Source organism: Paenibacillus sp. IHB B 3415, assembly GCF_000802655.2.
Lineage (GTDB): Bacteria > Bacillota > Bacilli > Paenibacillales > Paenibacillaceae > Paenibacillus_AQ > Paenibacillus_AQ phytohabitans.
On sequence record NZ_JUEI01000085.1, the window covers coordinates 1 to 22,658 of the forward strand.

The window sequence follows — 22,658 nt, forward strand, 5'->3', positions numbered from 1 at the left end:
TTCATTCTAGGAGGTGACGCCGAGGCGTCATGGAAGTTTATACAACAATCCTCCAATGCACCCGGGTATCACCCAATCAAAGTTGTAATCCGTACAACAATATGCTGATTCAGTCTAAAGTACGGTTTATTATAGAAGGAACTGGCCTGAAGTTTAGCTTTCGGGCTTTTTTTAATGGGATCGTATAATATGAAGCTGAGAGCCCGTCAGCAATTATAATGTGGAGGTGTGTGTAATGGCAGAACAGAAGTACAGAACGGAGGTAAGCATTGAACCTTGGGATGCCGGAGATTTCGGATTGCTGCAGCAATTGAATTCTCCCGAGATGACAGTGTTCCTTGGAGGACCGGAGACGGAGGAGAAGCTCCTGTCCCGTCATAAACGTTACTGTGAGATTGCCGGAACTGGAACAGGGAGAATGTTCAAGATCCTGTTGCAACCAGAGCTAGAAGTAGCCGGCAGTGTAGGTTACTGGGATCAGATTTGGCATGGGGAACCGGTGTATGAAATCGGATGGAGCGTGTTAACTGCTTTTCAAGGGCAAGGTATAGCTGCAGAAGCAACCGTTAAGGCCATAGCTATGATCCATTCAGAACAGAAGCACAAGTATATTCATGCTTTCCCCAAAATCAGCCACCCTGCTTCTAACGCCATTTGCCGTAAGCTTGGCTTCTCATTTATGGGTGAATGTGATTTTGAATATCCTTTAGGCACGATGATCCGGTGTAACGACTGGAGAATAGCTCCGGACCTGGAAGTTAATTTTTAATAGACATTTTCGTTAAAATAGTACATTACTGTACTTTTTAGGCGAAATCATAAATTGTATTATAAAGAGACTCAAGTATAATAATAGACATGAATTCATTTAAATGAAGGGTTAGCCAACTTGTTTGGTTGACCTTTTTTGGCGGAAGAATAATAAGCGTCTAGAAATGATCAGGAGGAGTACACAATGGAGATTACAGATGCCGCAAAGAGATACCACGAAAGAATGTTTCCGGGCTACGAATCCAAGCTTCTGGTAACAGATCCCGAGTTTATCGAGCGGTTTGATAATTTTGCGTTCGATGAAGTGGTCCATCAGGATGATTTGGATGACCGGACCCGTATGATGGCCATTCTATCTGTATTAATCGGCTGTCAGGGAATCGATGAGTTCAAAGCTATGCTGCCTGCAGCCCTAAACTTTGGCGTTACACCGGTGGAAGCCAAGGAAATTGTCTATCAGTCCGTCGCTTATCTCGGTATTGGCAGAGTTCTACCCTTCCTGCATGTGCTGAATGATGTATTGACTGCAGGAGGTGTGGAGCTTCCTCTACCGGGGCAGGCCACAACAACGATGGAAACGCGTCTTGAAGCGGGGATTCAGGCGCAGGTGGATATTTTTGGCGAGAGTATGCAGGAGTTCTGGAAATCAGGCCCGGAGGAGAGCCGGCACATCAATCAATGGCTTGCGGCTAATTGCTTCGGCGATTACTATACCCGGCAGGGACTGGATCTCAAACAAAGAGAGTTGATTACGTTCTGCTTCCTGTATGCCCAAGGCGGTTGTGAACCGCAGGCGACCAGTCATGCCGCAGCGAATATGAGGCTCGGAAATGATAAGGAGTTCTTGATCAAAATTATCTCCCAATGCCTGCCTTACATCGGTTATCCGCGCAGTCTGAATGCGCTGCGGTGTGTGAACGAAGCAGCAGCGAAATCATAGTGAACAGGAGGATTGAATGATTATGCACAAAAGAACATGGCTGATTACAGGCGTCAGCAGCGGGTTTGGTTATGTGATGACGCAGCAGCTCCTTGAGCAAGGGGACGAGGTAATCGTATGGCGGGCAGGTGGCCTTCCCGGGCAATTCGATGTATCACGCTACGAAGTTCGGCATTGAGGGCTTCTGTGAATCTGTGGCCCAGGAGGTCGCTGCTTTTAACATCGGGATTACACTTGTGGAGCCGGGAGGCGCCCGTACCGAATTCCGCTATGGCAGCGCACAGGTTGCTTCATTAATGCCAGAATATGAGGGGAATCCTGCGCACGGCTTTTTGAGCATGCTGGACGGTTCGAATGGACTGGCTCCCGGCGAGCCGGTGCGTATGGCTGCCCGTATTATCGAGAGTGTGGACGTAGAGCCTGCGCCGATGCGTATGGTGTTAGGCTCCCAGGCATTGGCCGCCACTCTTTCGACCCTAAAGCAACGTGTTGCTGATTTCGAGCAGCAGACCGACTTGGCTGCCTCTACGGATTTTCCAGCTGGTGAATAACCTGCACTGATCAGACAGAGATAAAACCGCTTGTAACCATTAACTTAGGAGGAATTACAATGGAGTATGTAACTTAAACAACGGAGTACAAATGCCGATTCTGGGCTATGGAGTCTATCAGATTTCAGATCAGGTGGAATGTGAGAAGTGTGTGCTGGATGCCATAAGTGTAGGCTACCGTTCCATTGATACCGCACAAGCTTACCGGAATGAGGAAGCCGTTGGCCGTGCTATTAAGAAGAGCGGAGTTCCCCGGGAAGAATTGTTTATCACAACCAAAGTATGGATCTCTAATGCAGGCTATGAACAAGCTAAAGCTTCTATTGAAGAATCCCTGCGAAAGCTGCAGCTGGATTATTTGGATCTGGTCCTGATTCATCAGCCGTTTGGGGATTACTACGGAACGTACCGTGCATTAGAAGAGCTTTATAAGGCCGGTACCCTTAGAGCAATTGGTGTAAGTAATTTCTACCCGGACCGATATATCGACCTTGTGCAGTTTACTGAAGTAGTGCCGGCTGTAAATCAGGTGGAGACCCATGTCTTCAACCAGCAGGTCAAAGCTCAGGAAATCATGGAGAAGTACCATACGCAGATTGAATCCTGGGGTCCTTTTGCCGAAGGGGAAAATAATTTGTTCACCAACACCACCTTACAAACGGTAGGCGATCAATATCATAAATCCACGGCCCAGGTGGCGTTGCGCTATTTGATTCAGAGAGGCGTGGTAGTCATTCCCAAAACGGTTAGCCGAAACAGAATGGAAGAAAACATGAATGTATTTGATTTCGGACTGACACCGGAGGATATGGCTCAAATCGCAGCACTCGATACAGGCGAAAGTGCATTTTTCTCCCACTACGATCCGCAAGTCGTTGAGAATCTCACTGGTTACGGGAAACAGGGTCTGGAATAAAATTTGTACGAAGCAGCGATGCTCCATTGAATAGCAGGTGTTCGAGGGCTGCCGGGATTTCCCGGTGGCCCTCTTTCGTATAAATAACATCAAAGCAAATCTTGCCGTTCCTATTCTACTAGGTTACAGTCAAGATTGTATAAGACGGTACACCGGATCTGTGATATAATCCTACTCTAAAATAAACGAGCAAAATTACTTCAAGAGGTGTAATCATGCGGTTTCATGAATTTTATATCGGACAAGTGTTTAGAACCAAATCTCTAACCTTATCGAAAGAGGATATCACCAGATTTGCCGGCGAATTTGATCCGCAATATATGCATCTGGATGAAGAGAAGGCAGCGCAAGGCCGATTCAACGGAATCATTGCTTCAGGAATTCAGACCTTGGCTGTGTCGTTTAAGCTGTGGGTGGAGACAGGCAGTTATGGGGATGAGGTTATTGCCGGAACTGCGATGAACAACATTAAATTCATGCGCCCCGTCTATCCGGGTGATGAATTGTATACCATGGTTGAAGTGACCGGGGTAGAAGAGAAGCGGAATGGAACAGGCCTGGTTACGGTGTTATTATCAACGTTCACCAGCTCAGACGATCAGGTTTTTGAGGGCGAGCTGTCTGTGCTGGTGAAGCAGTGAAATCTTTTATCCTCTTAATGCTCTGAAGAATTCACGGATGTCTTCCGCCAGAGGCGCGGGATCTTCCATGGCTGTGAAATGTCCGCCGCGGGGCATTGTCGTCCAGCGGGTGATATTCAGATTGCGGTCAGCCCATTCCCGGGGCGGCAAGGCGACATCTCCCGGGAAAATAGCTATTCCGGTGGGCACCTCAATACGCCCGAGAGGCGGCAGTGAATGCGTGTTCTCGTAATAGATATTCGCAGTTGAACCTGCTGTATTGGTAACCCAATAGATCATAATATTCGTAAGCAGTTCATCCTCGCTAAAGCTGTTCCTTAGGTTACCCTTGCAATCACTCCATGCATGGAATTTCTCAATAATCCAAGCTGCCAATCCTATAGGTGAGTCGTTCAGTCCGTAGGCAAGCGTCTGTGGTTTCGTCGATTGAATCGACATGTACCCGCCTTCATCAGCCATCCATTGCGAAGTATTCTTGATGTACAGGAGCTCTTCTTCAGTCAGCCCCGACTTATCCTGCACAGCCAGGAGGTTCCGGATTATACCGATGTCGGTAAGATGTATGCCGGTAAGAAGTTCAGGATGGTTGAATGCCAGATACCGTGTAACACCAGAGCCGATATCCCCGCCTGCCGCAGCGAATTTCGGGTAGCCCAGCTGTTCAGTCATTAGTCTGGCCCACAGCTCAGCAACATAGGCATTATTCACACCAGCGCGTTTCAGGCCATTAGAGAAGCCGAATCCGGGCACGGAAGGGACAATGACATCGAAGGAATCCTCGGGATTCCCGCCATAACGGGCAGGGTCCGTAAGCATAGGGATAATTTTCTCGTATCGGACAAAGCTGTCCGGCCATCCGTGCGTAAGGATAATCGGCTGCGGGTTAGGACCTTTGCCGCGCTCGTGCACGAAATGCAGATCGATTCCATCGACGTTACAGCGAAAATGTGACAAGCGGTTCAACTCGGCTTCTCTGGCGCGCCAATCAAACTGCTCCCGCCAATACGTAACGAGCGACCGTAAATAACCCTGATCCGAACCCCGTTCCCAGTCAGAACCCTCTAATGGATCGGGCCAGCGGACATGATCCAGTCTGTATTTCAGATCTTCAAGGATTTCATCAGACACATGGATTTGAAACCGTTCAATAGACATATTGCTCTCTCCTTAAGTGTATTAGCTACAGCAACGATATAATTATAATATATCTTTTCAAAATCATGAGGCAATGCCGTAAACAAAAGCTAAAGATAATAGAAACAAAAGAAACCTATACCACCTGGAGGGATGCTAAGCATGAACGAAATGAATCAGGAGTATATCGTGATATCCGGTGCAAGGGAGAACAACCTTAAGAACGTGTCCTTGCGGATCCCGAAACGGAAAATCACCATCTTCACCGGAGTATCCGGCTCCGGCAAGTCATCCATCGTCTTCGATACGATCGCTGCTGAATCCACGCGGCTGCTGAACGAGAACTTCAGCATGTTCGTGCGAACCTTCCTTCCGCGTTATCCGCAGCCGGATACAGACGGGATCGAGAACCTGAGCATGGCTGTTATTGTAGACCAGAAGCGGCTGGGCGGCGGTTCTCATTCCACGATGGGCACCATAACCGACATCTCGCCTATTCTCCGTCTGCTGTACTCCAGGGTGGGACAGCCCCGTGTAGGCGGAGTGAACATGTTCTCGTTCAACGATCCTCAAGGGATGTGTCCCGAATGTAACGGAATCGGCCGCAAGCTGGGGGTCGATATGAGCCGGGCCGTGGACATGTCCAAGTCATTGAATGACGGAGCCCTTATGCTGCCGGATTATGCAGTCGGCGGCTGGGATTGGAACATGATCGTGCAGGCCGGTGACTTCGATCTGGACAAGAAGCTGAGCGAATATTCAGAGGCGGAGCTGGAACAGCTGCTGTATGGCAAGGCCAGGAAAGTGAAGATGGATTTTGCCGGGAAGGCAACCAACATTACAGTAGAAGGTGTTATAGAGAAGTTCACGGGCAAGTATATCAAGCAGGATGTGAAGACCAAATCTGAGCGTACGCAAAAAATGGTTGCCCCGTTCATCACCGAAGGCACCTGCTCCAGCTGCCACGGGGCAAGACTTAGCCAGGCTGCGCTCAGCTGCCGGATCAATGGAAGGAACATTGCGGAGCTGTCCGCTATGGAAGTCGGGCAGCTTATACGCACCATCCGGGAGATAGAGGAACCTGCCGCAGCTCCGGTCGTCAAGTCGCTGGCGGAGCGGCTGCAGCATCTGGTCGATATCGGGCTGGACTACCTGACACTGGACCGTGAGACCGATACGCTGTCCGGCGGAGAATCACAGCGCGTCAAGATGGTGAAGCATCTAAGCGGCAGCCTGGTGGATGTGACCTACATCTTCGATGAGCCCAGCGTCGGGCTGCACCCGCGGGATGTCCACCGGTTAAACGAGCTGCTGGAGAAGCTCCGCGATAAAGGGAATACCGTCATTGTCGTTGAGCATGATCCCGATGTGATCAAGCTGGCGGATCATATTGTCGATGTCGGGCCTCACGCCGGCAGCCGCGGCGGTAATATTGTCTATGAAGGCAGCTTTCAGGGCTTGCTGGAATCAGGAACGCTGACAGGCACTCATATGAAACGTCCGCTTCAGCTGAAGCAGGATTGCAGAGCGTCTTCCGGCAGGCTGTCCATCCAGAATGCCTCTCTGCACAACCTGCAGAATGTAAGTGTGGATATTCCTACCGGAGTACTTACAGTGGTAACAGGTGTCGCAGGTTCGGGCAAAAGTACGCTGATTAATGATGTCTTCCTCAGTCAGCATCCGGATACGATCGTCATTGACCAATCGGCGATTGGCGTCTCAACACGCTCCAATCCCGCTACCTACACGGGGATTATGGATGATGTCCGCAAGGCTTTTGCCGCAGCCAATAAGGTGAATCAAGGGCTGTTCAGCTTCAACTCCAAGGGGGCCTGCGAGAATTGCCAGGGACTTGGTGTCGTGTACACAGACCTTGGTTTCCTTGACAGCGTGAAGCTGCCTTGCGAAGTATGCGGAGGCAGACGGTTCAAGGAGGAAGTGCTTGCCTACAAGCTGAACGGCAAATCCATTGCCGAGGTCCTGGAGATGACTGTTGAGCAGGCTCTTGAGTTCTTCCAGCTCAAAGAGGTGGTGCGCAAGCTTCAGGCTATGAGTGATGTGGGGCTGAACTATATTACACTCGGCCAGCCGCTCAGCACGCTCTCGGGCGGAGAATGCCAGCGCATTAAGCTGGCCAGCGAGCTGCATAAGAAGGGCAGCATCTATGTGATGGACGAGCCGACGACCGGCCTGCATATGTCCGACATCGGCCATCTCCTGGAGATCATGAACCGGCTGGTGGATGCCGGCAATACGGTGATCGTCATCGAGCATAATCTCGATGTGATCAGCCAGGCAGACTGGATCATTGATATGGGACCGGACGGAGGCAGCAAGGGCGGCGAGGTCGTATTTGAGGGCACACCTTCGCAGCTTGTTCTTGCGGAGCATTCGATTACGGGGAGATATTTGGCGTAGTTATCGTTTGGAACCCGCATTATATGCGGGTTTTTCTTTATAATGCTATAAATTATTATAGATAACTCCATCTTCAGAGCCAGAAATGAGATTGACCGTAGATAAATAGAAAGATACCATAGAGTTGATGCAATCACCTTTTCTTGGAAATGTGGTTATGTTAGACGTTAACACATGAAGTATAATTCTAATTCACTAAATAAATCGAACTTAAAAATGTCCTGCTCTTTAGAAGCCTACGCCTTCAAATCTATTGAGAGTAAGTAACTAATGTGGAGTCCATAGCAAATAACTGTACTTCGTACAGTTAAATCATGGAGATAAACCTGATTTGACGGTTTAATTGTATTCTGTACAACTAAAAATAGCGGAAAGTCTTCTCTTACGAAATATGATGATTCTAATTGTAGAAAATACAATTAAAACACTCTCAACGCAATAATCGATCGCTTTAGTTGTACATAATACAGTTAAAGCTTACGTGCATGCTCGTTACGGTCAGCCTGCAGTTCAAGCAGGGAATAGGAGGAGTGATAATGTCTAATTACATTGTAAAAATCATACCAAAGCATGAGAAAACCATCCCCGGCGAAAAAGAGAGAAATGCAATTAAAAATCAAATGAGATTAATGACCGTTAACAAAGAAATAAGTGAACAGCTATATAATGAAGTAACATTTATAGATAGTGGATCGAATTTTGAAGGGATTAGATGCAATCATTGTATGACGTATTTAGAACCCGATTGGTGGGCTGAGCAAATGGATACAAAAAGCTCCAACCAGTTTAATGATTTATCAATAATTTCACCTTGCTGCGCCTCGGCCGTATCATTAAATGAATTGTATTATATTTGGCCGATGGGTTTTGCAAAATATGTTATTGAGATCATGAATCCCGAAGAAGATGAAGTGATTAGGATTGAACAATTCATAGAAAATATAAACTACAAATTAATAAGAGCGCATTACTAGAAATCCCAAAGTAAATATAGAGGTGATACAACATTAAACTACTCTTTATCTGCAGCCGGAATAAGTGGCGCAGTTTGACTGCTGAGAAGATTTTTGACCGATATAACGGTTACGAAGCAAGGTCGGCAGGCACGGAAGAAGGAGCAAGAATAAAGGTGACCGAAGGACATATCGGATGGTCGGATCTGATATTCGTAATGGAGAAGAAGCATACAAGAAGGCTAAGGGACAAATTTGCAGACTCCCTAAGGAACAAACAGGTAATCTGTCTTGATATCCCGGACGACTATAGATTTATGGATGAAGAACTAATAGAAATCCTGAAATCCAGAGTATCCGAATATATTGAAGTTCCTGAATAAAGCAAATACAGAATGAAGTGGAATCGTTGAAAGCGTGAGGTGAGCAAATGGACAGAATAGCCAATATCAGATCCGAAGAGAAGAAATATCATGATGACTGTTACGATACATACGACTTATTCGAGCCAGGGTCCTGGCTGCACAGACCCGTTAAGACGGTGATCAGCCTTTTAGAGGAATATAAGGAGCGGGAATACTTAAGTGTGCTGGATTTAGGATCGGGGATTGGCCGGAACAGCATGCCTATCGCTGAATCTATGAAATATAGGGATGGTAAAGTAGTGTGCGTTGACCTGCTGGAATCGGCTATAGATAAACTGAATAGCTACAGTAAGGAATATGGAGTTGAACAATACATAGTGGCAAGGTTATCCGATATTGAACAGTTCACCATTGAACCAGATGAGTATGATATTATCGTAGCCGTATCTTCTTTAGAGCATGTCAGTTCAGAGCAGGCACTGGAGCGGAAACTGCAGGAAATGAACGCCGGAACGAAACGAAATGGAGCGAATTGTATTATTATCGCGTCGAACATTCGTGAAGTTAACCTCGCAAAAGCGGAAGAACTCGATCCCATGTTTGAAGTGAATCTAACTACTGCAAGAATGTTCGAGCTGCTGGATCAGCAGTATGCCGGCTGGAAAGTTGAGCAACGCTTCGTAAAACCGCTGGAATATGAAATCAGCAGAAAAGGTGAACCTGTTAGGCTGACTTCGGATTATATAACGTTTGTGGCTAAGAAGAGCTGATCTCATGGGGATCGGCTTTTTATTTTGAACGCTGACTTGCAAGAGAAATTTCATTATTTCTGTCCAACTGTGACCCTACGCACCACCCCTTCTGTTCAATCGTCTACATTAAAAGTATACGGTTGAGTTGTTTCATAAACTTCCGGAATTTGATTTGAATCCTCCTTTTTGTGTAGCAGCCGTAATAGAATGAGGTTGCTGATAAGGATTATCAATCAAACATTGGAGGTTAACAAAATGAGTACACAATTCAAACAAATCGCCGGGGATACTTACTGGGTAGGCAAAATAGATAACCGTCAGGTTCCATTCCACCGCCTGATTCTGGCCAAAGGAACAACCTATAATTCCTATCTGTTAAAAACGGGCAAGCCGACCGTGATTGATACAGTAGATATGGAGTTCGGCCGTGAATATGCCGAGTGTCTCGCCGGCATGATTGACCTCATGGATATTCATTACATCGTAATTAACCATACGGAGCCCGACCATTCCGGCGGCCTGGCAGCCCTAGCATCCCAGGCTCTAAATGCCACAATCGTGTGCACCGAAATCGCTGTGCCGGAACTGCAGGAAATGTATAAGCTGCACAGCCGGAACTTCCTGGTCGTTAAAGATGGCGATACGCTGGATATCGGCGGGAAAACTCTGCTGTTCAAAGAAACGCCGTACCTTCATACTGCCGAGACGATGATTACGTATTGTATCGAGGATCAGATCCTGTTCCCCTGCGATATCTTCAGTACACATGTAGCTGTGGAGAATCTGTTCAGTGATGAAGCGGGATTTGATATCACCGAAGATTACAAGGGTTATTATGCCGCCATTATTCATCCGCACAGAAGATATGTAAGAACACTGCTGGAAGCGGTCAAGGATCTGGATATCCGCATGATTGCCCCATCCCATGGATTCCTGATCCGGGAGGATATCCCTAAATTCATTGATCTGTACGCCACGATGAGCCGCGAAACGACTCAAGGTAAAAAAGCAGTCATCGTATATACCACCATCAAGAACAGCACGAAGAAAATGGCCAAAATCATCCAGGATTGCCTGCAGGAGAATAATATCGGAACGGAAGTCTGGGATGCGGATAAAAGCAGCACTGCGGATATTCTGAACAGCATTGCTTCTGCAGACGCTGTCTTTATCGGCAGCTCTACTAAGTATGCGGACATGATCGGGAACCTGGAGGATGTGCTGAAGGAACTGCAGCATATGAATCTGGAAGGCAAACTTGCGGCATCCTTTGGCTCATACGGCTGGAGCGGGGAAGCCATCGAGGTCATTCAGGACTATCTGAACGGAACGAATATGACCGTGCAAAGCACTTCGGAGGTCATCAAAACCACGGGCATGACACATGTTGAGTTCCCGGTAAGAGTAAGATTCTCCCCTAAAGAGCCAGAGAAGGTCCAGAAAATTAAAAATGCGGCTGAATTTGTATCGGATCTGCTGCTGAGCTCAATCTAGGGAGGAGGAATAACTCATGACGAAGCATTATGTAATCGTCGGCGGAGGCGTCTCCGCCGTCCATGCGGCCAAAGCAATCCGCGATCAGGACGCGGAAGCGGAAATTTCGATTCTCGGAGAGGAAAGCGGGCTTCCGTATAACCGGATTAAGCTGACCAAAGGCCTGTTCACCGACCTGCACAGCGAGAAGGTACTGATCAAGAAAGAGAAATGGTATCGTGATAACCGTATAAACGTCAAGACGTCAACCCGGATCACCTCGATCCAGCCGGATTGCCGGATGGTAGAGACAGAGGACGGTCAGCGTGTGGAGTATTACAAGCTGCTGTTGTGTATGGGCGCGAGGAACCGTGCACTCTCTATTGAAGGTGCCGGACTTCATAATGTCCACACTATCAGAGACATGAACGATGCGGACCGGTTGAAAAATAGCCTGCAGGATGGCAGCCGCGTAGCCGTAATTGGCGGAGGCGTGCAGGGCATCGAGACGGCTTGGGCCTTGTTCGAAGCAGGGTACGAGGTAACCGTGATCGAAGCAGCCCCGTCCCTGATGGGCAGACAGCTGGACGGGCACTCCTCCAGCCTGCTTAAGGAGACTCTGGAACAATCCGGAGTGAAGGTGATCCTGCAAGCAGGGGTAACCTCTATTACGGGTACAGACTATGTTACCGGGATTACGCTGGACGATGGTTCTAACTTCCCGTGTGACCATGTTGTATACTCTATCGGAATTGTCCCGAACACGGCGATTGTAAGCGGATCGGCTATTCAAGTCCGGAACGGCATTATTGTAAACGAACAATTGCAAACCAGTGATCCGAACATCTTTGCTGCCGGTGATGTTGCTGAAATTAACGGGCATGTTGAAGGACTATGGGGCGGCGCAATAGAACAGGGAAGGATTGCCGGCAGCAACATGGCTGACAGTCTGACCGTTTACCGCAGAGCGGTTCCGGTTACTTTGTTTAATGCTTTTGGGATCTCTCTGTTCTCCATTGGCAACACAGATGAACGGCAATGCGATGTGGCGGTAAGCGGTGAAGAGAATGGCGCCTATACACGAATATTTGTCAAAGATAATACAATCACCGGTGCGTTATCCTGGCAAGGAGCCGCTGCCTCCCTGACGTATAAGTCGGCTGTAGAACAGGGGATCAGCCTGACCGGAATTCATCTTGCCGGCAATAACATAGAAGCCATTATGGCTGAAGTACAATCCCGATTGAACTAAAAAACAACCTATTAGGAGCTGAGAAGAATGAAGAAATACATCTGTACACCCTGCGGCTATATCTATGACCCGGCAATAGGCGATCCTGATGAGGACGTAGCCGCCGGCACCGCATTTGAAGATTTGCCTGAGGACTGGGTATGTCCGGTCTGCGGAGAGGATACAAGTCACTTCGTAGCGGTTGAAGATAAGAAATCTGTTACTCATTAGAGTAAGCAGCTTCTAAAAACTACATTTCAGGGGGAACGGTATGAAAGAGCACTCCTGCCAGCACGCCGCAGAACCTTGTACACGCAAGGTACCGATTTTTGCTGCATTGACGGACGATGACCTCAATCGCATTAGCGCCATGATTAAGCACCGCAAGTTTACCAAAGGTCAGCCGTTAATTCTTGAAGGGGCGCCGTCAGATACGCTGTACATTATTCAACAGGGGCATGTGAAGCTATCCAAAATGACTCCTGAAGGCAAGGAACAAATTCTACACATCCTGACGAACGGGGATTTTTTCGGGGAACTCAGTATTTTTAACAGTGATGAGGTTAGCAATTTTAACGCATATGCTTTGAAAGACACTAATATTTGTATGCTGACCCGGAATGATATGGAGCAGTTAATGACAGATAATCCGGATATCTCTCTCCGGCTGCTGAAAAGTGTAACCAAAAGACTCGCCCACACGGAGAATCTGGCGCAGAGCCTGGCGACCAAAGATCCGGAGATCCGGATTGCCTGCATGATCATGGAACTCAGTGACAAATACGGCAAGCGGCATGGCAGCCGTATTCATATTGATCTTCCGCTGTCCCGTGAAGAGCTGGCTAGTTATGTCGGGGTGACCCGCGAGACCATTAGCAGGAAGTTCTCCAGGTTTGAAGATTCGGGCCTGATCAAGCTGATTGGTAACAAGCAGATGGTGCTCATGGATCCGGCCGGTGTGGAGAAGTATATGGGAAGTTGAATCATAATAAAAGCGGCATTTCCACCATTAGATAATGGGGAGATGCCGCTTTTGAATACCCGGATTAGTTAATATAGGGTCATATCGCAGCGGAAATACAGTAGGGGTGATCTGACTCACATCAATCGTTACGGAACGCCTCATCCAGCAGCATGATCTCTGCTCTTCTGCTGACAGCCTGATTCCCCAGCTTAACATCAATGATGAAGTCATTGCTCAGCATCTGGCGGTACCGGGCGATAATGTCCTCTTCCGGCAATTCAGCCATCTGTTTCGTTTCCGGCGGGATGACCTGTATTCCGGACTGCTCAATTTGCTTAATATTGCGTTTAATATCAGCAGCAAGCTTGCTTAACGTACTGTCGCTTCTTGCATTCTCCAGATCCACCATACCCGTACCATCCTCCGTATAAAAGTGCTTGTTGACTGCTGCCAGGGCCGCGTGGGAGATATGGAAGGCCTTCATATTGGGTTCGATTATATAAGTAAGACCTGCCTGCTCAAGTAGTCCGGCAAGACGGTTTACTCTTTCGGTCGTCTGTCCATTGATTTCACCAAATATAGTCCCTTGCCCAGGCTCCGTTCCAAACTGGGCGTAGAGCACACCATCTTTGAGGTCTCCGCCAGCACCCGGGAAGCCCGGAAGCAGCCGCTCGCCTACGATTTCAAGCCAGGAGTCATAACCAATCGTGTTGGTCAACGTAATAATGGTTTGGCTTCTGTTATTCTTAATCGCCTCAAGAGCAGACTCCGCCTGATCATACCGGACCGGAACAAAGATGAAATTATAAATGTCTTCGTCATCCAGCTCCGCAATTACCTTCACCGGAATTTGCTGTATCGTGCCATTCTCATTGTATCGCAGACCCTTCTTCTGGAGGGCTTCCAGCCGCTTGCCCCGGGCCAGTAAGGTAACGTCAAGTCCTGACCGGGCGAACCGGAGTGCGTACACACTGCCAATCACTCCAGCGCCAACGATTAATATTCTGTCTGAATGTATATTCAAGTTCATCTGTCCTTTCAGTTAGCTAACACGCATTGTTTAAACAACACATGTCTGATACGATTGATGATAGTCCGGCATCCTGTTGATTTCAATCGGCAGACTCAGGGATAAGTCGGTTAAACAACATAGATTAAGATTTGATGTCTAAGCAGGGGGAGTTAGCGATGGTTAACCAGATAGATCCAAGGGTTGTGCGCACAGGGCAGCTGATTAGAGAAGCCTTCCGGGAGTTGCTGCGGCTGAGAAGCTTCGATTCCATTACTATAAAAGATATCGCAGAGAGAGCTACCATTAACCGCGCCACATTTTACACCCATTACGAGGATAAATATGCGTTGCTGGATGAAATCATCGAACAGGCTTTCCGCAAGATGATTCCCGGACCCGTGGAGCATGCGCTGGAGTTCACAGATGAAATATGTAACGAGCTGATCCTGATGACCTACCGGTATATTCTGGATTTTTATGAGATCTGCCGGATGGATTCCAAATCGATTGCAACGCTGGTAGACGAGAAGATCAAGCAGCTGCTGCAGCAGATTATTGAGCGCATTTTTGTAAAAGGAGATCATCCCCATACCGCAGACCCCAATCAGACAACAATCCTGGCGGCCATGACAGGGTCAGCAATCTATAGCGCAGCGTATCAATGGTTCAAAGCCGGGGACAAGGAACGGATGGATCTGCTTGTTGATCTGGTACGCCCCTATGTGATGAACGGTCTGGGATTATCATAAGTAAGATGAGAATGGAGGAATAACCTGATGCAATGAGTGTAGTAACGGCATTATTCCGGGAGATACTGGAGGAATCAGGAATAACGAAGGATGAGCTGCGGCTAGTCAAGCATTTGAAGACGTATCTGTACTACGCGGCGTATAAACAACAACATCATGAAAGACATGTGTATCAGTTAGAGTTAATTCAAGAGCGCCCGGCCCGGTGGGAACATACTATAGAAGCATCCGGAGAAGATTCGGGTCTAACCTTTGAATATTTCTGGATTCCGGTACATGAGGCTGAACTCGCCGGCGGGCAGGGAGACGGTTTAGAATTATGCTGTTAGATTGTGCGTTAATTAAAAATGTGGATTTCAATCACCCTAACTGTTAATATAATAATATTTGCAAAAGTTAAGGTTACAGGAAAATGAGGACGACGGAATGAAGAAGATTGTCAGTCATAAAGCTTATTTTATAGGAATGCATGTACTAATGTTTATACTCTTATTTACAACACTATACGCTTCCTTCCCGACCATCCGGGTTAAAGTGAAAGAAATCATCGATCCGGCGGAAAAAGTATATACGATCGCCCACCGTGGTGCGTCCGGATATGCTCCAGAGAACACGATACCGGCCTTCGAGCTGGCGCGTGAAATGGATTCCGACTCGATTGAGCTGGATATCCACCTGACCAAGGATCAGATTCCTGTTGTCATCCACGATGATACAGTCAACCGCACGACCAATAGCAAAGGGTATGTAAGGAACATGACGCTGGAGCAGATCAAACAGCTGGATGCCGGGTCGTGGTTCAATAAGGCGTATCCGATGTTTGCCAGAGAAATATATGCAGGGACCACCATCCCCACCCTCGATGAGGTATTCGAAACCTTCGGTAAAGAGATCAGCTATGTCCTTGAAATCAAGGAATCAACGCCAAAGATTAATATTGAAGTCCTCTTGAATGAATACATTAAGAAATATGATCTGGAAAAAGTAGTGGCTATCCACTCTTTCAGCGCAGCCAGTCTGCGGAAGTTCCATTCCATCAACCCGGATATTCCGCTGTACCAGCTTGTATGGAATGATTATACCTCGGTAAGACTTACCGAAGCTTATCTGGCGGATGTGAAGTCATATGCTGTTGGCATCAGCCCGAATTTCCAGGGGACCAGCGCGTCTTATGTGGCGCAGATAAAGCGGGCGGGACTTAAGGTCATGCCCTATACCATTAATTATCAGCTCAATATGGATAAAGCTTATTCCTGGGGTGTAGATGGAGTCTATACCAATTTCCCTGACCGTTTCCATGAAGTCATTGAGACGAACAGGAAGAACGCGAACTGGTAAAATGCGAATTTCTCATTTCATAGCACAGGGTCCAATTCTTGTTCTTTACGGAGGACAAGAATTGGACCCTGTGTGCATATTGGACAAGAAGAGCAGGTTCCTTACAACGAACTAAACACAATATTACGCAGCTTGCGAGTGACCGGCAGTGTGCCGGCATCTTTTTTCTGGATCATGAACAGGAAGGTCAGGCCGTCCTGCGGACTGTTGGTGAAATAAGCTCCAAGCCAGCCGTCCCAGCCGTATTCACCCTGGCCGCCGATCACTCCGGCTTTTCCGGTGTCTTTCAGGATACGCATCTGGTTGCCATAGCTATATCCCTGCAGGGAATGCCAGGTATCGAAGCCTTTTTGCTGCCAATCGCTTAGAACAGCTGTAGTCATATATTGAACGGTTCTAGGCTTGAGCAGCTGAACGCCTTTCAAGCTTCCCTGGTTCATCAGCATGGTGGTGAACTTGGCGGCATCGTCAATCGTTGAGACAAGGCCCGCTCCGCCTGACTCGTATGCCGGTTCCCGGTCCATATGATGGTAGATGCCCAGATGGCTCTCCGCATACAGCTTCAAGCCGCCTTCGCCGTCCTCCTGGTAGACTCTGGCCAGGCGGTTTCTTTTGTCTTCAGGCAGCCAGAAGCCGGTATCCTGCATTTGCAGCGGGCTGAATATTTCCTTCTGCAAAAATTCGCCGTACCGCATGCCGCTAACCGCTTCCACAATGGCTCCCAGAACATCCGCTGATGTCCCGTACTGCCAGAACGAACCCGGCTCGAACGAAAGCGGGCCTTCACCCAGACGGGTGGCGAATTCCATGGTGCTCATCCGGTTATCGCCGTGCAAGCGGCTGTCCAGCTCCTGGAACAAAGCCTCCGTATGCAGAGCGGCTTTGTCTGTTCCTCCTCCGTATACCAGTCCAGAGGTCATATTCAGCAGATCATGAATGACAACCTCCCGGCTGACAGGCACCAGTGCTCCGTTCTTTTCGACCAGCTGGTTCTTGAACCCTGGAATATAACGGCTTACCGGATCGAACAAATCGATCTCTCCGCGCTCAAGCAGCAGCATGATGGCGGCGGATGTAACCGGTTTCGTCATGGAGTATAAACGGAAAATCGAATCCCTGGCGATAGGACGTCCCGCTTCGACATCGGCTAAGCCGTCTTCGTGATAGAACACCTCCCGGCCGTCCTTGATGACCATCAGGTTCGCACCTGCGATTTCCTGGTTGCCGATACTTGCTCTCAATGTTTTTTTCAATAAGCTGGTTGTGTTTGAATCTAGCATGTTTCTAAAGTCTCCTTTTCCGGATAAGTTCCCTAAGCCAAATCAGATATTGTCATTACACTATTAAAAATATTAAACTCTTTTGGACAGGTTGTATAGAGGCCATGGATATCAACTACAATAGTTACTATAGACAATAGTGGAAGGACGACCCGGATATGAATGTAAAAGTGTATACTCTGAATGCGTTTGCCAAAAACGGTGGCGGCGGTAACCCCGCCGGGGTAGTGCTGGATGCCGGACTCATGAACGATGCGGAGATGCAGCGGACAGCCACGGAGGTCGGTTTTTCAGAGACAGCTTTTGTGGAAAAGTCCCTGCTCGCCGATTATAAGCTCCGCTATTTCACTCCGGCCAGTGAGGTGGACCTGTGCGGACATGCAACGATTGCTGCATTTTATCTCATGCACACCATGAAGATGGTCGGGGAAGGGACCAGTACTCTGGAGACTGGGGCCGGAATCCTTGAGGTCAGCATTAGCCGTGAAGGCGATGTGTATCTGTCACAGGCCCTGCCCCAATTCTATGATATCCTTCCCAGGGAAGAAATTGCAGCATCACTTAGAATTAGCGCGGACGATTTAGCAGGAGAGCTGCCCATTCAGATCGTATCTACAGGCTTGCGGGATATTCTGATTCCTATTGGGAGCAGGGTGCTTCTGGCCGGCATTCAACCCGATTTCAATGCCATAGCCGCGATCAGCAAAAAATATGAGGTTATCGGCTACCACCTGTTCACAATGGATACTTCGGACGCTGCTGCAGCTGAATGCCGGAATTTCGCTCCGCTGTATGATATTCCCGAGGAGAGTGCAACCGGAACCTCTAACGGCGCATTGCTATCTTATTTGTACAAATACGGGCAGCTCTCTGGACAGCAAGCTCAGCATACGATGTTCCGGCAAGGCTACACGATGCACTGTCCGTCTGAGATTAAAGCCGGTTTAAGTCTTAATTCTGAGGGGGAGATTATCCGGGTTCAGGTAGGCGGGGTTGCCGCCGGTATAGAGCACAGAAGTATCGTAATCTGAATATCTGGTACACTTGGTGGCACACTGATTATAGGCATAATAAACGCAGTCTCTCTTTTAACCCTTTCCAGATTTCTTCCGGCGCTTCCTTAAGTCTGATATCCCCGCCCAGGAAAAGCAGCCAGTTTATGATTTCCGCCAGTTCTTCGGGCATATCCGCATGGATATACGTCTTGAGAATGGCTGTGCTCTGATAAGGATTCGTATAGGAGAGCGATACCTTCAATGGATGATATTTTTTGAATTGGGCAATCGCCTTGGGGCCAAGTTCAATGACAAGGTTGATTTCTTCTTCCTGACTGTTCAGTTTTTCCAGGATCTTTTTCCTGCTTAATCTTTTTTTATCCGGATTTAGGACAACATCGGTGACTTGGTCCACAGGAATAATCCGCTTCCTTTCATCGTTTAAGTCGAAGGCCTCAATCAGCCAAAAGCTTTTCTCACGATAGAGGCGTAAGAGATAAACGGGATAAACCTGGAGGAGCTTCGCTTCTTCGCTGGTAATCAGCAAATAGCGGTCCACCAGGAGGGTCTGGATCAGCTTCTCCAGCATGGGGTGGGGGAGATCAGACAGATCAAGCAGGTCAGGATTATTCGGGTTGGTCCCTTCAAACAGCAGGATTTGATTCAGAAGAAACAGGTCCTCCTGCTGGTTCTCCGAGAGGAGGCCCAATAATTTCTCCGTTAAAGACTGACGGCTCTTGAGATAAGGGAGCTGCCCGTTTCTTGTAGCCATGAAGGCAATGAACAGGGCTTTGAGCTCATTATCTGTAAACCGGACCACGGGAAGGACAGAGTTGCGCATCACAGAATACCCGCCATCCCTTCCAACTTCAGCGACAAGCGGCATTCCCAATGCCTCAATTTCCCTGATGTCCCGAATCGCAGTCGAACGGGAGATGTTAAATTCCTGCATGATTTCAGTAATAGTAAAGTGGGCCCGGTTGTTAATATACCGCATGATGACATTAACCCGTTCAACTTTTTTCATCGCGTCTCCTAAACAGTTTCATTTTATGACATGATTTAAGGCTATCATATACATATCAAGACAGGAAGACAAATTTAAACTACAAAGGATGGCTGCGAACATGGCAAATTACACGTTAGAGGAAAAAGACAGCTTCATCGTTATAGGTTTAGGTACGGAGCTTAAGAGCGATTACACGGACTATGCCGGTATTAACAAGGAAAAGTCTGACTTCTGGCAGGCTGTCAGTGAAGATGGAAGGCTCGATACTTTGAAGGCAATGGCCGTCAACGACTATATTTTTGCCGTGAGTGAAGCGGTGAACAGCAAAATGATGTATTATGCGGGTGTCATGACCGAAGCAGCTGCGCCGGAAGAGGCCAGAGTTATCCAGTTTCCTAAGGGGAAATACCTGGTGGTTAGAGGAGAAGCGGCAACGGCTGATGAATTGAATAATCAGCTGGCCGGAATTGCTTTTGGTCAAGCCCTGCCGGAAGCGAAGGATTTCGCCTATGTGGGCGGGCCCAATACATCGGTTGAGATGGGACAGCAGGACGGACAGGTCGTAGGTGAAATGTGGATTCCTGTTGTAAGTAAATAACGGGCATAAAAGGAGCGATGGAAATGTCTTATATCGTTGATTTCAAAGAGGTATCTGCGGCGGGGTTGGAGTCCTCACCTGTTGTTGATGCACTGGCAGGGCTGCGGGCGAATGAAGCGCGTTACTTCATGAATAAATACAAGCATGAGTTCACGGTTGTCCCGGCCAGCGAAAGTCAGGAGACCCTGGATTATGTGAATGGAATTCTGAAAAAAGAACGTGATCTTGAATTCTCGGCCAAGCCTCTGGAGACCTCGCGGTTTCAGGTAGAGAATATTCAGTTTGCTTACGTCTTTTATGAGGACGGTCTGGCGCTTAACGTGATGTATACCGTGGATGATCCCAAGAAGCGGGCTGTCGGATTCAAGCTCTCTGAGGGCATGGAGATTCCCAAGGAGCTGGAGACAAAGTTCAAATTCGCCAGACAGAAGTCTAAGCTGGCCGGAACGATCCGGGGCTCGTTCTTCGTCATCAAAGGCGAATACTGAACCTGGTGGTAAAGCTGTGACTGAACTGTTAGAGATAGGTTTTCGCCTTATCGGGTTAATAATAGGTACGCATTTGGATATCCTATTCCCATAACCCGGAAGAAACGAGGCGATAAGCATGTCAACATTGGATAAAAGTCATCAGGAGGCTGTCGAGACGGTCAGAGACCTTATCAAAGGGATTGATACAGCGATGTTCACGACGATCTCACCCGAAGGCCTGGTATCCCGTCCCATGAAGACGCAGGAGGTTGAGTTTGACGGAGACCTGTGGTTCCTGACGAAGAAGGACACCAGCAAGTTCGATGAGATCCTCCATGATCCGAGGGTTAATGTTGTGTACGCTGACAAATCCTATGTCTCCATCCGCGGAACCGCGAAGATCGTGGAGGACCTGGAGAAGAAAAAAGAATTCTGGAGTGCAGGCTATAACACGTTCCTGAAGACCACCTATGATGACCCGAACGTGATCCTGATTCAGGTGCATGCCGAAGCTGCTGAATACTGGAAGAGCGGTAATCTGGCCGAGATGGCGACTTATATGTTCAAACGAATCACCAATCAGGATACGGAGAAGTCGGATCTGAACAAGACGGTTGAATTGGAATAGCTGGTTTGATAAAAGATGCCCCGCGCCGCTGGAGGATTCCGGCTGGTGCGGGGTGTTTTTTTTGCTGATCTTTAATAACGTGAGGGCGGGGGAAAGACGTTGCCGTTCAATTGCTGGCGGAATCCGCGGAATCAGCGGAATCCGTTAATTCCCCACCTCGACCACACGTTTTTTAAAGTTGAAGGCTATTAATACTTCTTTTGTAATCTCTATTTTAAACGGCTCTAATTTCCCATTAACAAATGCATATCTAATGATTGCATCCCCTAAATAATTACCTGTTGAAATCTGAATGGGTAGCTCCGCAATAAGCTGATTATCCTTTATTCCAAATCTCAATATATTCTGAACCGTCGGTTGCTCAAACCAATCGTTTGAATCGCTCTCACTGAATTCAAATAAGTGCTCCTGACCATCAACTGAAACTGTATACTGTCGAATTTCCTTATCTGTTTTTAGATCAACTTTAAGATTGCTTAGAACGAATTCTCTTGGATCTGAAACTGATATTTCTGTAAAATCTGATTTAAGCACATGCACTTCCGAATCATGTACTCCAGTCCCTGCGCCTTTTGTCAGAACAATGACAATTTCATCTTCTCCATCTGCATCTAAATCAATGACCGATATTTGAGGATAGAAGGAGGGGTTCGTTACATTGATCCAATTGAATGTTTTCGTTTCTCCATTTATTACAACATCTAATGACGAAAATATGTCTTTTTGTGCTTTTTCTTGAACACCATAAATAGCAATTTTCTTATCTGAAGTCTCGGATAGTAGTGTATTGGGAATTGATGTAGCTGGTGTTGACGCATTTCCATCAATCTTTTCCGGACTTGAAGACTGATTATTTGCCCCACATCCGGATAACAAAATAGCTCCTATCATTGTGACAATCATGATTTTTTTCAAAAATATATCCTCCATTTACATTTTTTTAAGTATATACATTCTTATAATCCAATAAGTTTAAAAAATGTATTTTGTTTTTTTAAAAAAAGTAACATTTCAATTTACGCTTACTTGTAATTGCCAGAAAAGATGGCTGTTTTTCCGCCTTAGAGCCGGTATGTAAAAAGAAAAAGACTTTCCCCTGAAGGAAAGTCCTTTTAGTGTGTACGATAGAGAATCTAACCTCAGCCCCAACCGACACCATGCCCCATTGTGGTAAGTGTAGTCATAATAGGAGTCGCAACAACTGATTCGATACCGGTGAATGGGGAGTTTTAGGTAAGGAAGGAAGGATGGAGTAAGGAAGGATGGAGTAAGGAAGGAAGGAAGAAGTAAGGAAGTACTGTAAGCATAAATGTTGTACGTTTTACAACTTTGATTCCTGGATTGCCGGGTGTTCGGGAGGATTGTTGTATGAAATACAAGAATATTCCACCAAAGTCGCTTGAAAAAGGAAAAATGCTGCATTTTTATACGAAAATAAACGTAGGCTTTAGTAGGCATGAGCTTAGCATG

General features: G+C 47.4%; 26 protein-coding genes. 21 read left to right on the top strand and 5 right to left on the bottom strand.

What is annotated here, in order from left to right; all coding sequences use genetic code 11:
- Positions 1-235: 235 nt before the first annotated feature.
- The 6 genes from QW71_RS29545 (at position 236) to QW71_RS29565 (ending at position 3,819) form a co-directional block, all read left to right on the top strand.
- Positions 236-769, top strand: coding sequence for a GNAT family N-acetyltransferase (locus QW71_RS29545; RefSeq protein ID WP_039307892.1), 534 nt, complete (start codon positions 236-238; stop codon positions 767-769).
- Between the two features lie 186 nt (positions 770-955).
- A complete protein-coding gene (locus QW71_RS29550; protein ID WP_039307895.1) occupies positions 956-1,711 on the top strand; it encodes a carboxymuconolactone decarboxylase family protein in 756 nt (251 codons plus the stop codon).
- Between the two features lie 22 nt (positions 1,712-1,733).
- Positions 1,734-1,889: a hypothetical protein gene (locus QW71_RS40675; RefSeq protein WP_160311851.1), complete on the top strand. Its 156-nt coding sequence runs from the start codon at positions 1,734-1,736 to the stop codon at positions 1,887-1,889.
- Complete coding sequence (locus tag QW71_RS29555) at positions 1,861-2,262, top strand: SDR family NAD(P)-dependent oxidoreductase (protein WP_083442786.1); 402 nt, start codon at positions 1,861-1,863, stop codon at positions 2,260-2,262. The genes QW71_RS40675 and QW71_RS29555 overlap by 29 nt, the downstream gene beginning before the upstream one ends.
- 91 nt (positions 2,263-2,353) lie before the next feature.
- Positions 2,354-3,178, top strand: a complete 825-nt coding sequence (locus tag QW71_RS29560; RefSeq protein WP_039307898.1) for an aldo/keto reductase — start codon at positions 2,354-2,356, stop codon at positions 3,176-3,178.
- Between the two features lie 215 nt (positions 3,179-3,393).
- Entirely contained in the window at positions 3,394-3,819 is a 426-nt protein-coding gene (locus QW71_RS29565) for a MaoC family dehydratase (protein ID WP_039307901.1), read from the top strand.
- A gap of 6 nt (positions 3,820-3,825) precedes the next feature.
- On the opposite strand, the gene QW71_RS29570 is transcribed toward QW71_RS29565, so the two are convergent.
- A complete protein-coding gene (locus tag QW71_RS29570; protein WP_039307904.1) occupies positions 3,826-4,974 on the bottom strand; it encodes an epoxide hydrolase family protein in 1,149 nt (382 codons plus the stop codon).
- Positions 4,975-5,115: 141 nt separating this feature from the next.
- On the opposite strand from QW71_RS29570, the gene QW71_RS29575 reads away from it, so the two are divergent.
- From QW71_RS29575 to QW71_RS29610, 8 genes are all read left to right on the top strand, one after another.
- The gene (locus QW71_RS29575; RefSeq protein WP_039307907.1) at positions 5,116-7,371 is read left to right on the top strand and encodes an excinuclease ABC subunit UvrA; all 2,256 of its coding nucleotides are present in this window, start codon (positions 5,116-5,118) and stop codon (positions 7,369-7,371) included.
- 536 nt (positions 7,372-7,907) lie between these two features.
- Positions 7,908-8,345, top strand: a complete 438-nt coding sequence (locus QW71_RS38365; protein WP_052770431.1) for a hypothetical protein — start codon at positions 7,908-7,910, stop codon at positions 8,343-8,345.
- A gap of 32 nt (positions 8,346-8,377) precedes the next feature.
- Positions 8,378-8,707 (top strand): low molecular weight protein tyrosine phosphatase family protein, encoded by a 330-nt coding sequence (locus QW71_RS29585; protein WP_039307911.1) that lies wholly within the window; start codon positions 8,378-8,380, stop codon positions 8,705-8,707.
- A 47-nt stretch (positions 8,708-8,754) separates the two neighbouring features.
- Entirely contained in the window at positions 8,755-9,459 is a 705-nt protein-coding gene (locus QW71_RS29590) for a class I SAM-dependent methyltransferase (protein WP_039307913.1), read from the top strand.
- A gap of 237 nt (positions 9,460-9,696) precedes the next feature.
- Entirely contained in the window at positions 9,697-10,935 is a 1,239-nt protein-coding gene (locus QW71_RS29595; protein WP_039307916.1) for an FprA family A-type flavoprotein, read from the top strand.
- A gap of 16 nt (positions 10,936-10,951) precedes the next feature.
- Positions 10,952-12,166, top strand: coding sequence for an NAD(P)/FAD-dependent oxidoreductase (locus tag QW71_RS29600; RefSeq protein WP_039307919.1), 1,215 nt, complete (start codon positions 10,952-10,954; stop codon positions 12,164-12,166).
- 27 nt (positions 12,167-12,193) lie between these two features.
- Complete coding sequence (gene rd / locus QW71_RS29605; protein WP_039307922.1) at positions 12,194-12,376, top strand: rubredoxin; 183 nt, start codon at positions 12,194-12,196, stop codon at positions 12,374-12,376.
- A 40-nt stretch (positions 12,377-12,416) separates the two neighbouring features.
- Positions 12,417-13,127 carry a Crp/Fnr family transcriptional regulator gene (locus QW71_RS29610; protein WP_039307925.1) on the top strand — a complete coding sequence of 237 codons (711 nt, stop codon included), beginning with the start codon at positions 12,417-12,419 and terminating at the stop codon, positions 13,125-13,127.
- 121 nt (positions 13,128-13,248) lie between these two features.
- Here QW71_RS29610 and QW71_RS29615 read toward each other — a convergent pair whose 3' ends face one another.
- Complete coding sequence (locus tag QW71_RS29615; protein ID WP_039307927.1) at positions 13,249-14,139, bottom strand: ketopantoate reductase family protein; 891 nt, start codon at positions 14,137-14,139, stop codon at positions 13,249-13,251.
- Positions 14,140-14,297: 158 nt separating this feature from the next.
- On the opposite strand from QW71_RS29615, the gene QW71_RS29620 reads away from it, so the two are divergent.
- The 3 genes from QW71_RS29620 (at position 14,298) to QW71_RS29630 (ending at position 16,208) form a co-directional block, all read left to right on the top strand.
- Positions 14,298-14,870, top strand: a complete 573-nt coding sequence (locus QW71_RS29620) for a TetR/AcrR family transcriptional regulator (protein WP_039307930.1) — start codon at positions 14,298-14,300, stop codon at positions 14,868-14,870.
- 32 nt (positions 14,871-14,902) lie between these two features.
- On the top strand, positions 14,903-15,199 hold the full coding sequence (locus QW71_RS29625) for an NUDIX domain-containing protein (protein ID WP_039307933.1): 297 nt from the start codon (positions 14,903-14,905) through the stop codon (positions 15,197-15,199).
- A 148-nt stretch (positions 15,200-15,347) separates the two neighbouring features.
- The gene (locus QW71_RS29630; RefSeq protein WP_235441592.1) at positions 15,348-16,208 is read left to right on the top strand and encodes a glycerophosphodiester phosphodiesterase family protein; all 861 of its coding nucleotides are present in this window, start codon (positions 15,348-15,350) and stop codon (positions 16,206-16,208) included.
- Between the two features lie 101 nt (positions 16,209-16,309).
- Here the strand turns inward: QW71_RS29630 and QW71_RS29635 are convergent, their stop codons facing one another.
- On the bottom strand, positions 16,310-17,488 hold the full coding sequence (locus QW71_RS29635) for a serine hydrolase (protein ID WP_039307936.1): 1,179 nt from the start codon (positions 17,486-17,488) through the stop codon (positions 16,310-16,312).
- 158 nt (positions 17,489-17,646) lie between these two features.
- On the opposite strand from QW71_RS29635, the gene QW71_RS29640 reads away from it, so the two are divergent.
- Complete coding sequence (locus QW71_RS29640) at positions 17,647-18,519, top strand: PhzF family phenazine biosynthesis protein (protein WP_039307939.1); 873 nt, start codon at positions 17,647-17,649, stop codon at positions 18,517-18,519.
- 28 nt (positions 18,520-18,547) lie between these two features.
- Here the strand turns inward: QW71_RS29640 and QW71_RS29645 are convergent, their stop codons facing one another.
- A complete protein-coding gene (locus tag QW71_RS29645) occupies positions 18,548-19,510 on the bottom strand; it encodes a YafY family protein (RefSeq protein WP_039307941.1) in 963 nt (320 codons plus the stop codon).
- Positions 19,511-19,610: 100 nt separating this feature from the next.
- On the opposite strand from QW71_RS29645, the gene QW71_RS29650 reads away from it, so the two are divergent.
- From QW71_RS29650 to QW71_RS29660, 3 genes are all read left to right on the top strand, one after another.
- On the top strand, positions 19,611-20,090 hold the full coding sequence (locus tag QW71_RS29650; protein ID WP_039307943.1) for a GyrI-like domain-containing protein: 480 nt from the start codon (positions 19,611-19,613) through the stop codon (positions 20,088-20,090).
- 23 nt (positions 20,091-20,113) lie between these two features.
- Positions 20,114-20,578: a hypothetical protein gene (locus QW71_RS29655; protein ID WP_039307946.1), complete on the top strand. Its 465-nt coding sequence runs from the start codon at positions 20,114-20,116 to the stop codon at positions 20,576-20,578.
- A 118-nt stretch (positions 20,579-20,696) separates the two neighbouring features.
- On the top strand, positions 20,697-21,188 hold the full coding sequence (locus tag QW71_RS29660; protein ID WP_039307949.1) for a pyridoxamine 5'-phosphate oxidase family protein: 492 nt from the start codon (positions 20,697-20,699) through the stop codon (positions 21,186-21,188).
- A gap of 144 nt (positions 21,189-21,332) precedes the next feature.
- Here QW71_RS29660 and QW71_RS29665 read toward each other — a convergent pair whose 3' ends face one another.
- Positions 21,333-22,103 carry a hypothetical protein gene (locus QW71_RS29665; protein WP_039307951.1) on the bottom strand — a complete coding sequence of 257 codons (771 nt, stop codon included), beginning with the start codon at positions 22,101-22,103 and terminating at the stop codon, positions 21,333-21,335.
- Between the last annotated feature and the right edge of the window lie 555 nt (positions 22,104-22,658).

What these genes read in the sequence shown, in the direction of transcription:
- QW71_RS29655 (WP_039307946.1), top strand. Translation starts at nt 20,114, where the DNA reads ATGTCTTATATCGTTGATTTCAAAGAGGTATCTGCGGCGGGGTTGGAG.
- QW71_RS29595 (WP_039307916.1), top strand. Translation starts at nt 9,697, where the DNA reads ATGAGTACACAATTCAAACAAATCGCCGGGGATACTTACTGGGTAGGC.
- QW71_RS29610 (WP_039307925.1), top strand. Translation starts at nt 12,417, where the DNA reads ATGAAAGAGCACTCCTGCCAGCACGCCGCAGAACCTTGTACACGCAAG.
- QW71_RS29660 (WP_039307949.1), top strand. Translation starts at nt 20,697, where the DNA reads ATGTCAACATTGGATAAAAGTCATCAGGAGGCTGTCGAGACGGTCAGA.
- QW71_RS40675 (WP_160311851.1), top strand. Translation starts at nt 1,734, where the DNA reads ATGCACAAAAGAACATGGCTGATTACAGGCGTCAGCAGCGGGTTTGGT.
- QW71_RS29560 (WP_039307898.1), top strand. Translation starts at nt 2,354, where the DNA reads ATGCCGATTCTGGGCTATGGAGTCTATCAGATTTCAGATCAGGTGGAA.
- QW71_RS29590 (WP_039307913.1), top strand. Translation starts at nt 8,755, where the DNA reads ATGGACAGAATAGCCAATATCAGATCCGAAGAGAAGAAATATCATGAT.
- QW71_RS29650 (WP_039307943.1), top strand. Translation starts at nt 19,611, where the DNA reads ATGGCAAATTACACGTTAGAGGAAAAAGACAGCTTCATCGTTATAGGT.
- QW71_RS29620 (WP_039307930.1), top strand. Translation starts at nt 14,298, where the DNA reads ATGGTTAACCAGATAGATCCAAGGGTTGTGCGCACAGGGCAGCTGATT.
- rd (WP_039307922.1), top strand. Translation starts at nt 12,194, where the DNA reads ATGAAGAAATACATCTGTACACCCTGCGGCTATATCTATGACCCGGCA.
- QW71_RS29600 (WP_039307919.1), top strand. Translation starts at nt 10,952, where the DNA reads ATGACGAAGCATTATGTAATCGTCGGCGGAGGCGTCTCCGCCGTCCAT.
- QW71_RS29550 (WP_039307895.1), top strand. Translation starts at nt 956, where the DNA reads ATGGAGATTACAGATGCCGCAAAGAGATACCACGAAAGAATGTTTCCG.
- QW71_RS29555 (WP_083442786.1), top strand. Translation starts at nt 1,861, where the DNA reads ATGTATCACGCTACGAAGTTCGGCATTGAGGGCTTCTGTGAATCTGTG.
- QW71_RS38365 (WP_052770431.1), top strand. Translation starts at nt 7,908, where the DNA reads ATGTCTAATTACATTGTAAAAATCATACCAAAGCATGAGAAAACCATC.
- QW71_RS29630 (WP_235441592.1), top strand. Translation starts at nt 15,348, where the DNA reads ATGTTTATACTCTTATTTACAACACTATACGCTTCCTTCCCGACCATC.
- QW71_RS29615 (WP_039307927.1), bottom strand. Translation starts at nt 14,139, where the DNA reads ATGAACTTGAATATACATTCAGACAGAATATTAATCGTTGGCGCTGGA.
- QW71_RS29575 (WP_039307907.1), top strand. Translation starts at nt 5,116, where the DNA reads ATGAACGAAATGAATCAGGAGTATATCGTGATATCCGGTGCAAGGGAG.
- QW71_RS29640 (WP_039307939.1), top strand. Translation starts at nt 17,647, where the DNA reads ATGAATGTAAAAGTGTATACTCTGAATGCGTTTGCCAAAAACGGTGGC.
- QW71_RS29570 (WP_039307904.1), bottom strand. Translation starts at nt 4,974, where the DNA reads ATGTCTATTGAACGGTTTCAAATCCATGTGTCTGATGAAATCCTTGAA.
- QW71_RS29635 (WP_039307936.1), bottom strand. Translation starts at nt 17,488, where the DNA reads ATGCTAGATTCAAACACAACCAGCTTATTGAAAAAAACATTGAGAGCA.
- QW71_RS29625 (WP_039307933.1), top strand. Translation starts at nt 14,903, where the DNA reads ATGAGTGTAGTAACGGCATTATTCCGGGAGATACTGGAGGAATCAGGA.
- QW71_RS29565 (WP_039307901.1), top strand. Translation starts at nt 3,394, where the DNA reads ATGCGGTTTCATGAATTTTATATCGGACAAGTGTTTAGAACCAAATCT.
- QW71_RS29645 (WP_039307941.1), bottom strand. Translation starts at nt 19,510, where the DNA reads ATGAAAAAAGTTGAACGGGTTAATGTCATCATGCGGTATATTAACAAC.
- QW71_RS29545 (WP_039307892.1), top strand. Translation starts at nt 236, where the DNA reads ATGGCAGAACAGAAGTACAGAACGGAGGTAAGCATTGAACCTTGGGAT.